This window comes from Bacteroides sp. An279, assembly GCF_002159615.1.
Taxonomy (GTDB): domain Bacteria; phylum Bacteroidota; class Bacteroidia; order Bacteroidales; family Bacteroidaceae; genus Phocaeicola; species Phocaeicola intestinalis.
The window spans coordinates 1-10,315 of record NZ_NFJA01000115.1; the positions used below are offsets into that span (position 1 = coordinate 1).

General features: G+C 47.8%; 10 protein-coding genes. 5 read left to right on the top strand and 5 right to left on the bottom strand.

What is annotated here, in order from left to right; genetic code table 11:
• The 4 genes from B5F78_RS17650 to B5F78_RS14875 all read left to right on the top strand — a co-directional run.
• A partial coding sequence (locus B5F78_RS17650) for a hypothetical protein (RefSeq protein WP_204502719.1) occupies positions 1-193 on the top strand: 193 nt, incomplete at its 5' end.
• Positions 194-252: 59 nt separating this feature from the next.
• Positions 253-1,113 (top strand): sigma-70 family RNA polymerase sigma factor, encoded by an 861-nt coding sequence (locus B5F78_RS14865; protein WP_022041231.1) that lies wholly within the window; start codon positions 253-255, stop codon positions 1,111-1,113.
• A 224-nt stretch (positions 1,114-1,337) separates the two neighbouring features.
• On the top strand, positions 1,338-1,745 hold the full coding sequence (locus B5F78_RS14870) for a hypothetical protein (RefSeq protein WP_022041230.1): 408 nt from the start codon (positions 1,338-1,340) through the stop codon (positions 1,743-1,745).
• A gap of 2 nt (positions 1,746-1,747) precedes the next feature.
• A complete protein-coding gene (locus B5F78_RS14875) occupies positions 1,748-2,971 on the top strand; it encodes a clostripain-related cysteine peptidase (protein ID WP_087407079.1) in 1,224 nt (407 codons plus the stop codon).
• A 71-nt stretch (positions 2,972-3,042) separates the two neighbouring features.
• On the opposite strand, the gene B5F78_RS14880 is transcribed toward B5F78_RS14875, so the two are convergent.
• The 5 genes from B5F78_RS14880 to B5F78_RS14900 form a co-directional block, all read right to left on the bottom strand.
• Positions 3,043-4,173, bottom strand: coding sequence for a porin (locus B5F78_RS14880; protein WP_087407080.1), 1,131 nt, complete (start codon positions 4,171-4,173; stop codon positions 3,043-3,045).
• A complete protein-coding gene (locus tag B5F78_RS14885; RefSeq protein WP_087407081.1) occupies positions 4,170-5,375 on the bottom strand; it encodes an electron transfer flavoprotein subunit alpha in 1,206 nt (401 codons plus the stop codon). The genes B5F78_RS14880 and B5F78_RS14885 overlap by 4 nt, the downstream gene beginning before the upstream one ends.
• Before the next feature lie 249 nt (positions 5,376-5,624).
• Complete coding sequence (locus tag B5F78_RS14890) at positions 5,625-6,383, bottom strand: electron transfer flavoprotein subunit beta/FixA family protein (protein WP_087407082.1); 759 nt, start codon at positions 6,381-6,383, stop codon at positions 5,625-5,627.
• 137 nt (positions 6,384-6,520) lie between these two features.
• Positions 6,521-7,747: an NAD(P)/FAD-dependent oxidoreductase gene (locus B5F78_RS14895; protein ID WP_087407083.1), complete on the bottom strand. Its 1,227-nt coding sequence runs from the start codon at positions 7,745-7,747 to the stop codon at positions 6,521-6,523.
• A 17-nt stretch (positions 7,748-7,764) separates the two neighbouring features.
• Complete coding sequence (locus B5F78_RS14900) at positions 7,765-9,075, bottom strand: DUF5690 family protein (RefSeq protein ID WP_087407084.1); 1,311 nt, start codon at positions 9,073-9,075, stop codon at positions 7,765-7,767.
• Positions 9,076-9,280: 205 nt separating this feature from the next.
• Between B5F78_RS14900 and B5F78_RS14905 the strand changes: the two genes are divergently transcribed.
• Positions 9,281-10,171 carry a hypothetical protein gene (locus B5F78_RS14905; RefSeq protein ID WP_087249338.1) on the top strand — a complete coding sequence of 297 codons (891 nt, stop codon included), beginning with the start codon at positions 9,281-9,283 and terminating at the stop codon, positions 10,169-10,171.
• Positions 10,172-10,315 lie beyond the last annotated feature (144 nt).

Below are 10,315 nucleotides of genomic sequence, written 5' to 3' on the forward strand. Positions count from 1 at the left end.
CGCTCCTGTTCTTCGTCAGATAGCCCGCTATCTTCCTCATCACAAAAGCGAAAATGCCTCAAAAACTCATCCCAAATCATCGCACGATAAATTCAAAACAGCTTCTAAGAAATTCCTAAAAAATTTTTGCCTAAAACAAAAAAATCCAAGCAAACAGAAGCATATTTTTGTTAATTCACCCAATTTATATTAAATCAAGAGCTATTATATCAGGAAAAATTCTTATCTTTGTTCCCAAATTCGGTATAAATAATGAGACAACTTAAGATTACCAAAAGTATCACTAACCGAGAGAGCGCCTCTTTGGACAAATACCTTCAGGAAATCGGACGCGAAGACCTGATTACGGTAGAGGAAGAAGTGGAACTCGCTCAGCGTATTCGCAAAGGCGATCGTGCAGCGTTAGAGAAACTTACACGTGCAAACCTGCGATTTGTAGTATCAGTGGCCAAACAGTATCAAAACCAAGGATTGAGCCTTCCAGACTTGATAAACGAAGGAAATCTGGGCTTGATTAAGGCTGCCGAGAAGTTTGACGAGACCCGTGGTTTCAAATTCATCAGTTACGCCGTATGGTGGATTCGTCAATCTATTCTCCAAGCACTGGCCGAGCAATCCCGTATCGTGCGCTTGCCATTGAACCAGGTAGGTTCGCTGAACAAAATCAGCAAGGCTTTCTCTAAATTCGAACAAGAAAACGAACGCCGTCCGTCACCGGAAGAGTTGGCAGACGAACTGGAAATCCCGGTAGACAAGATTTCGGACACGCTGAAAGTTTCAGGACGCCACATCTCTGTAGACGCTCCTTTCGTGGAAGGAGAAGACAACAGCCTACTGGACGTGCTGGTAAACGACGACTCCCCTATGGCGGACCGCTCCTTGGTGAATGAATCACTTTCGAGGGAAATCGACAGAGCGCTTTCTACGTTGACCGAAAGAGAGAAGGAAATTATCCAGATGTTTTTCGGTATAGGAACGCAAGAAATGACGTTGGAAGAAATTGGTGACAAATTTGGACTGACACGCGAACGTGTGCGCCAGATTAAGGAAAAAGCCATCAGAAGATTAAGACAAAACTCGCGTAGCAAACTGCTCAAATCTTATTTAGGATAAACGAACATCGGTTTCCGAATTTACAAAAAGCTGTAAGGTCTACGGACACTTACAGCTTTTTCACTATTATGACCTGCAAACTATATTATATAATAAGGTAAAGGAATGCCACGTTCAGCCAACACCTTCCTTCCGAAAACGAACTTAAATATGTTAATTTCACTCCAGACGGTTTCATATATGCCTACAATTGCTTACTTTTGCTTTGTAAAACTTATAAATTTATGAAACAGATTAAACTGCTTTGCTTTTTGCTCATCGCATCCATCGTGATACCCGTTCTTGCCAAATCGCCGAAAAACAAGAACAAATACGGCGTCTACATCGCTGGAGTATCGGCTTCGTTCAGTGACTCACTGGTTTATTTCACAGATATCCAATATGTAGACAGTGCCATGGTAGGCGGTGACGGATTGCTGGTAGGACGTGCACAATACAGCATCCAGCTAAAAGAATACCTGGAACAACAGGAAAACGGGAAAAACCGTACGTGCTTCGTTTACTACAACAAAAAAAAGAAAAACCTGCAAAAGGAAATCAACAAGCTGAAAGAAAAATACCAGAAGGGAAATACGCTGGTGCTTCTTGACGTAGACCCTGAATTCAAATTTGAAAAAGCAGAGATTTATTGATTATGAGAAAATTATTCCTATACATTGTTTCACTTTTCATCCTGACGGGCTGTTCGGACGAAATACCCGAACATGAACGCCCCGTACAGTCCAAACGGGCGATACTTGCTTATCTGATAGCCAACAACAACTTGGATACAGACATCATGAACAATGTGGTATGGATGTACGAAAGTCTGGCACAAAGCCAAGATTCTTGTTCGTTGGCCATTTATTATAAACCTTCTTCAAGCAATAACTACATAGAAGAAGCCCAAATCCTGACATTCTTCACCGATGGACACGGACAGATAAACGGCCAGCCTGCATTAGAAGGAAGCGAGATGACAACAGGGAATGTCGTAGAACAAGCCTTGAAATACGCGGCAATTCCGGGTACCGCTACCGATACGGAAGTCATGCAGGCAAATTTGCAAGCCATGACAGATATTATCCCGGCAGAAAACTACGGGCTGATTTTCGGTTCGCACGCCACCAGCTGGATGCCTGCTGAAGAAAATCCGTTTATTTCCACAAAATCATTCGGTCAGGATGGAGCATACAATTCCATTAACATACCCGAGTTTGCCGATGTACTAGAAGCTAGCTTCCCCGGTAATCTTGATTTTGTCTTGTTTGATGCCTGCATGATGCAAACCGCCGAAGTTTGTTACGAACTACGAAATGCTACACATTATTGTATCGCATCCGTAATGGAGACGCCCAGAGTGGGGTTCCCTTATCATCGCATCTTATCCGAGTTATATCAAGATGAAATCGACTTCAACCAAATATGCACAGATGTCATTTCGTTCAATAAAGAAATGGGGCTATGGGGGACATACGCCGCCGTTGATTGCACACAAATGGATGCTTTTGCCAATACCGTAAAAGAGCAGATAGACCAACATGCTTCCGCCCTTGAAAACCTTTCGCTTCATTCTATCCAACAATATGGAGTGAATGGATCTACTGATTTTAGATATTTCTCATTCGATGTTGCCGATTTCATTAAACAATTGAATGAAGGAGAACTTCCGGTCTTATTCCAACAAACACTTGATCAAACTGTACTTGCCAAAAGCTGCATCACGAATAGTCATTCCTATCCGTATGGTTCGATATTAACTGATGAAAGCAAGTATTGCGGCATAGGCATGTACATTCCTGACGCCGTCCCCGATACCCGATGGAACGACTATTACCGTTCCGCCATTTCGTGGTACCAGACAGTATGGAGTGAATAAGGTTTACGACACATAAGTTGCAAAGGCGCAGAAACAATCAGGATTCTGATTCTTTCCGCGCCTTTTCCTTTTCAGAAAATATACTGCAACCGAAGCTGGGCAAGAAAGAAGTCTTTCTTATAAAAAGCGTTGCAATGCTCCCCTACCCATACATAGCTGCCGTTCAGCTTCACTCCTAAATATTGGTTGATGTACCAGTTTACACCTAAAGACAAGTCAGTCTCCTCACCTCCATAAATTCCTGCACGGTTATCGTTCATGTCCGTATAATTCAAGCGGGCAACCAGTTCGATAGCTTGTGGAGTAGCCGGACGGCTCGGTATGCCATACATCGCATCGTATTCGAAGCCGCGTCCTTTCAACAAGAAACCGCCTTGAATGTATCCCCCGTGCGGACGGTATGCCTTCCCGCCATCCGTGCGGTTCAAACGGTCGAAATAATATTCGGCTTGAACCATCCAGCGTGGAGCGGTGTATAATGCCTCAACTACCCCTTTCACCTCTGTTCCCATATTCGGCACTTCAGCTTCAAGCAACGAAGCAGGAAACATCGATGTAATGCCCTCACTATCTACCGTACCCACAGGCGGCTCTTCGGTATTGACCTGTTTCGTGCGGAAAGAAAAGGCACCGCCTACGTGAATCAGCTGATGGTCTTCCCCTTGCTTGCGCCATACGGCACGGGAAGTCGATACAAAGGCATTCTTCTGACTGCTCCCTATCTTATTGATATCATTATGCGTATAGACACCCGTAGCAAGATACCACGAATCGGTATAGAAATGATACGTTGCACCCAACTTCCGGCTATCGGTAAAAGCCAAGACCGATGCAGCTGACTGATGGAAGCGCAAGTCGGCTGTGCTTATCAACATATCCATCGAAAAAGGCTCGTACGCATTGCCCAGCGAAAGCACACTGTTCTTAAAGTGGTAATTCAGCAACAAATCCTTTATCGCTACTTTACCTCCTCCCAATCCGATATCGGCTTTTGCCTCCCACTGCCCGTAAGTCGCTTTGAACCCGACCCGGAAATCTTCCAGCCGATAATAGCCTTGCACGTCTTCTTTGCCATAACCCGACACGGCGGCATCGAGCAGGGCACGCGAACGGAACTTTACTTTCAGCTGCTCTTGCGCCTGCGTTGTCACTCCTCCCAACAGGAGAATGAAACTCAACAATCCAGCTACGATTTTCTTCATACCTGCACAGCCATTAGTTGAGGAAGCGCTTCTTCTACCGGAACCGCCCAACCGTAATCCGCCACATTAAATATCGGCGCAGTCTTGTCCGGATTAATGGCGATAATCCGTTTCGCACCGGCAATGCCTGCCGTGTGCTGGATTTGCCCGCTGATGCCGATAGCGATATACAAATCCGGAGCAATGGTCTGGCCGGTCTGCCCTACTTGCAAATGCGCGTCAATCAAACCGGCTTCTACCGCAGCACGCGACCCGGCAACAGCTGCTCCCAATCGTTTTGCCCATTGGCAGATGTGTTCTACCGTTTCTTTTTTCTTCACGCCACGCCCTACTCCGACCACAATCCGGCTGTTCCCCAACGAATCCCCGCCGGCTGTTTCCAATACCTCGTCCAATAAGCGGATACGGCCGTCGCACTTAAAGTCCGATAAATCATGACGGATGCATTCCCCTTTCAAGGCAGGGTCCGCTTCACGCGCTTTCATCACTCCCGGACGTACCGAAGCCATTTGCGGACGGTGCACCGGAGTAGCAATCGTAGCCATTAAGTTTCCGCCAAAAGCCGGACGTATCTGCTGAAGCAAGCCTGTTTCGGCATCAATGTCCAACTCCGTACAATCGGCAGTCAAACCCGTTTGGAGCAGAGCCGCGATACGGGCAGACAATCCACGCCCGCGAGGCGTTGCGCCTACCAGCAAGATGTCCGGACGGCATTCGCGGATAACCTGAACGGCAGCACGGGCATAATTTTCTTCGATGAACGAAGCCAACGACGGATGCCCGGCAAGATGTATCCGCCGTGCCCCATACGCTATCAAAGAAGGAACAACCGCATCCAGTCCGCTTCCGATTAAAAGAGCCTCAACATCCTGATGCAACTTTCCAGCCAAGACGGTAGCTTTCCCTAACAATTCTTTTGTAACAGCAGAAAGGGTTCCATCCGCTTCTGTTTCGGCAAGCACCCAGATTCCATTGGATGTTCCGTCGGGAGTTTGCGTCTGGGACTCCGCTTCATTCAACACCAAAGCCTCCGAAGGGCAGGCTTGTATACAACTTCCACACAAACGACATTTATACGGGTCGATTTCCGGATATTCCGTCATACGGATTGCTCCATAGGCACAAGCGTCCGCACACATTCCACAACCGACGCATTGGTCTTTGCGCACCCGAAGCGCAAAAGAGGCAGTATGTTCATTCATAAGATTCATTCGTTATAAGTGATAAGATTCGTTTAATAAGTAGATGTTGAGAATTAATTTATATAATGTAGCCATCTCAGAAACGCAGATTAACGCAGATTTTCACGGATTCTTTTGATTTACTATTTTTCGATTTACGAAGTACGATTTAATGCTCAAACAGTAGATAGTAAATTGTCAAATCGTAAATAAAAATAATCTGCGCTAATCCGCGAAAATCTGTGTTTCTGATCATATCATTTTGCACACTTATTTAATTGCTTCAGCAAATGCGGCTGCATCCGCACACCAGTTGATTTCTTTTTTCCGGACAGGCACCGCGGTCGATACCACCCGCGTAGGAGAAGCATACAGCCCTACGGAAGACGCATCTATGCCCAGGTCCTTCTCGTCCCAACGAAGGATTTCCTGCCGTTGCGCCCGGCGCCAGCCCGACAAAGTAATGCAATCCAGTTCGCCGTTTTCACGGCTTACCATCACGGCGCAAGGCAACTCGATTTCCATCCGCTGCAAATACGCCCCCGCTTTCCGGCTGACGCTTATCGTATGTTCGGTCAGCTGCCCGACGGCCGACAGGCAGGTGACTTGAGGAATATCCAACTGCCCTGCCACTTCCGGCCCCACTTGCGCCGTATCGCCGTCGATGGCCATTTTGCCGAGGAACAACAAGTCGTACGCTCCTATCTTGCGCACAGCCGCAGCCAGAACCAGGCTCGTACACCACGTATCGCTTCCAGCAAAAGCCGGAGAAGAAAGCAATATCGCCCGGTCGGCGCCCCGCTGCAACGCTTCGCGCAATACGGCTTCTGCCGAGGCCGGCCCCATGCTGACCGTAACCACTTCGGCTGCGGTATCTCGTTTTAAGTCGAGCGCCATTTGCAAGGCATACAAGTCATCCGGATTCGTCCGACTCAATGCCGAAGAACGCTTCAATGTCTTTGTCACCGAGTCAAGTTCCACTTTAGTCGACTGAGGAACCTGTTTCAAAAATACAATATACCGTTTCATTATTGACTATTTTACTGTTTACCATTTACTATTTTTCCGTTGTGTCCAGTTTAGGCGTGCGAAAGCTTCCCGCAATGTACAACATGAAATCCTAAAGCTGGAAACCTTCCCCACGGTGTGGGCAACAAATCCCAAACTTATCCGCCTTTCTTGTTCGAACGGGCATCAGCGCAACGCTGCTGAAACTCGGGCGAGAACGGGTCTACCTCGCCGAAGCGTTCGGGAGCGAACAACGCCGGATTGACAAAAGGAGTCTCGCCCGTAATCAGTTCCGCAGCCAGCCGCCCCATGCCTCCGCCTGCCGCAACGCCGCCTCCGCAGCATCCGGTAACGGTGAACAGTCCTGCGTATGCCTGCACCGGACCGATGATGAACATGGCATCGGGCACATAGCAAGACGGGCCTGCCATGTAATGCGCAATGGGCAAATCATCAATATCGTGCAAGTAAGGCTTCAGCAGCGGCGCACATTCGTCGAGCACCGTCCATTCGGCTTCTTTGCGGAAATCGAAATCTTCCAGTTGTCCGGTCAGAGTAGCCGGGTCGAACGACTGGCAACGGCTTTCGCGCAAGCCGATAATCAAGGCACCCACATCCGAGCGGGTGAACGCACGGGCATCGGGAATCACGGTAAACGGATGCCCTGCCGGAAAACGCTCCTTGTCAATCTTCGTTATCCAGAAATGGCTGCGAACCGGCGTAAACGGAAGCCCTACATGGAGGGGACGCATCAACAGATTGGCCCACGAACCTGCCGCATTGACCACAACCGGGGCTTCGATGCATTCACCGTCAGCCAGCCGGACACCGCAGACGCGGCCGCCTTCAACCATAATCTCTTTCACCTTACAATTCGGGCGAAGCGTCACGCCCAAACGGGCAGCCGCCTTGGCATAACCCGAACAAAGCAGCGCTGAATCGATAAACGCATCGGTGGGCATATAAAGCGCCACATCCACCGCTTCCGCATCTATCCACGGAAGCAACGCCTGCACCCTGTCTTTCGGAATGCGCTCGTTGGGGATGCCGAAACGGGTAGCGGCATCTTCCAAGGCTTCCAGCCCTTTCAGCGAGGCTTCGGACGAAGCGACGGTAATGCTTCCGCATTGCTGGAGTTCCAGCGACTCGCCCAGCAGCGTTTCTATCTCATTTATGCAATCATACGTTTCCTGCACCAATTCCATCAGGGCAGGTTTGGTCCGAGCACGTGTCAGCAGGCAAGCCGCACGCGATGATGCCTGCGAAGCGATTTCGTTTCCGTCAAGCAGCAAGATTCTTCCGGCTTTCCGTTTTGCCAACTGATAAGCAGTAGCGCATCCCAATAATCCGCCACCGATGATGATGACATCGTAAGTCTTTTCCATATACCTTATTTATATATTTACATACTATATTGCGCGTTCACACACATTTCATCAGCCTTCTTCACTTCGAGCGTAGCGTTGTACTTACGGTAAATGAGGATTCCCGCAACGGTAAACAGAACCGTACACAATGCGCCCACTCCGCAAGCGATGTGGTTGAACGTAGCAAACCAGTCTATCTTGATATCGAGCAGCTCTTTGGTAGACAACAACGTCACCGTGCCCAGATAGCCGATAAAGTCAATCATCGCTATGAAGAAACCTACATTCCCCTTGATTCGGAAACAAGCGATAAACCGGTCGAAGAAAACCGTCTGGAAAGTCAGGTAAGCGATATACAGCGACAAGCTTTCAATGAAAAGCCACATCACGGGCGAGAGGTCGAGCGTATCGTAATGATAAGACACATACGTCATGGTGAGGCATCCGTCAATCACCAGGGTCATCAGCCAAAGCAGCGCACGGATATTGCTGCGGAAGAAGATGAACAGGGCGAAAATGCCTAAAATAATCAGCGTCACAATCGTATCTATCCGGGCAAACATCCACGACGACTGGTTGCTCATGTCCAAGATGTACACCAGGAAATCTTCTTTGATGTCACGCAAAACGAGGAGCATGAAGTTGCCGACAAACAACAAGGTCAATATCGGCGCGTATTTCAAGAAGAGCGCCTTGCGTCCCTTGCTGTCCAGCGTCACACGCTCGTTGCGCAGGGCGATGTCTTCTGCCGTGGGCTGCGGAAGCCGCTTCAGCATGTATCCCATCAGCACCAGCAAAGGCAAGGCAAAACCGCCGATGACCGCAGGCATCCAGAACTGGCTGATGTGCATTTCGTTCATGGCAAACAACCCAAAGCTTTTCGCCACGCCCGAACTGAACACCATGCTTACGCCCAACAGGCTTGCCAGAATGTCGGTTACTTTCCGTCCTTCGATAAAACTGAATATCACGCCCCACATGCAGCCCAGCGAAAGCCCGTTGACAAACATCGCGATGACATTCCAGGGAGTATCCAGCAATCCGAACCCTACCAATGCCGCCTCGGCAAGCACTGCCGAACCTACAAAGAAACGGAAGCGGTTCTCCTTCTTCAGTTCCGAAATAATCTTGATGCCGAAAAACTTGGCAATCACATAACCCAAAATCTGAATGGTGGTCACCGCCACTTTGTAATCGCTTCCAAAGAACTCCAATCCTTCAAACGAAGCCGCCGTATAAGGCTTGCGCAAGGCATACACCAACGAATAAGAAAGCAATGCCGCACCTCCTGCCCACAAGATGAGCAGCACTTCCGATAAATTCCTGTTTTTAATCAATTGTTTCATATCTTTCAACGTTTTAGTCTGATTTCGAGTGCAAAGCTATCCCGCCCTTGATTCTGAAAGAATTAATTTATGATGTATTATAAACCTCTTTTACAGGACATTTATAAATTCATCTTTATATCAAGATAATGTCACCGAAATGAAACAATTGAAATATTGCTGTAACATCTAAATCGTACATTTGCAAAAAATCGACAAAACGACTATGGACAGATTACTCTCCCTTTACGAACGAATGAAAAAGCTCCGCGAATCGGGGGTAAGGATGAAAGACATATCCGAAGAGACCGACATCGCTTCGAGCGTACTGTCATCGCTCTACTCTTCCGTGCTTCCGATGTATGTCAATCTTGTTTCGGGCGGAGAAGAGCAAGAAGCGGCATTAGACAAAGCCCTGCAACAAGTAAACAACGTATCGAAACGCAAACTGCTGGGATGCCTGGACACCTTATATGATAAGGTAAACCATATCGAGCCCCGGCAGGCAAGCAACAAGAACAATGCCCGCCCGTTTCTGGATGACATCGAAAAAGAAGCCTTGCGCTACCTGCCCAATGCAGGAATCTATACCGGATTGTATTTGGCATACAGTTCGTCTTCTTTCTCCGACGGGCTGAAAGTGGAACCGTATATGATAGCTTCTATCACCGACGGCGATGCGTTGCCCAAAGTTTACTCGCAAAACATGAACGGTGATTATTATGCAGGCGTGGGCGTGTTTTCTCCGTTCCAAATAGGGTACTTGATGTTTAATGAACAAAAGCACTTGCAATTGGCACTGAAAGTAGTCTTCTTGCAATTGCCGCTTATCGAATACCCCGGTTGGATGAAAGGCATCTACCTGACGCACGATTATAGCCGCAACCCCATCGCCCGACGGGTAGTCTTCGTGCGCCAAGGGAATGAAATCCCCTTAGAAGAATTTGCCGAAATGCGTACGGAAGTCATTCCAAAAGACAAACTGAATGAAGAACAGCAAGCGTATTATGATTATACTTGCCAACAAGGAGACGTGATAAGAAGCATGATGCTGGTATCTCCCGAAAAAAACGTAAACGATTTGATGAGGGAAAAAGAACTGCTAAAGCTATTATAACAAATTCACCACCGATTACATGGAGTAAGAATGATTTAAGAAGCTGTTTTGAATTTCTCCAAAAAGTTTTTCTTGGCTTGATGTATCCGTTTTCGTGTGTGCTTTGGGCGATTTTTTGGTCCTTTTCGCTCCTGTTCTTCGTCA

Bases quoted from the DNA above. Each gene is read 5' to 3' on its own strand.
- B5F78_RS14865 (WP_022041231.1), top strand. From the start codon at position 253: ATGAGACAACTTAAGATTACCAAAAGTATCACTAACCGAGAGAGCGCC.
- B5F78_RS14870 (WP_022041230.1), top strand. From the start codon at position 1,338: ATGAAACAGATTAAACTGCTTTGCTTTTTGCTCATCGCATCCATCGTG.
- B5F78_RS14875 (WP_087407079.1), top strand. From the start codon at position 1,748: ATGAGAAAATTATTCCTATACATTGTTTCACTTTTCATCCTGACGGGC.
- B5F78_RS14880 (WP_087407080.1), bottom strand. From the start codon at position 4,173: ATGAAGAAAATCGTAGCTGGATTGTTGAGTTTCATTCTCCTGTTGGGA.
- B5F78_RS14885 (WP_087407081.1), bottom strand. From the start codon at position 5,375: ATGAATGAACATACTGCCTCTTTTGCGCTTCGGGTGCGCAAAGACCAA.
- B5F78_RS14890 (WP_087407082.1), bottom strand. From the start codon at position 6,383: ATGAAACGGTATATTGTATTTTTGAAACAGGTTCCTCAGTCGACTAAA.
- B5F78_RS14895 (WP_087407083.1), bottom strand. From the start codon at position 7,747: ATGGAAAAGACTTACGATGTCATCATCATCGGTGGCGGATTATTGGGA.
- B5F78_RS14900 (WP_087407084.1), bottom strand. From the start codon at position 9,075: ATGAAACAATTGATTAAAAACAGGAATTTATCGGAAGTGCTGCTCATC.
- B5F78_RS14905 (WP_087249338.1), top strand. From the start codon at position 9,281: ATGGACAGATTACTCTCCCTTTACGAACGAATGAAAAAGCTCCGCGAA.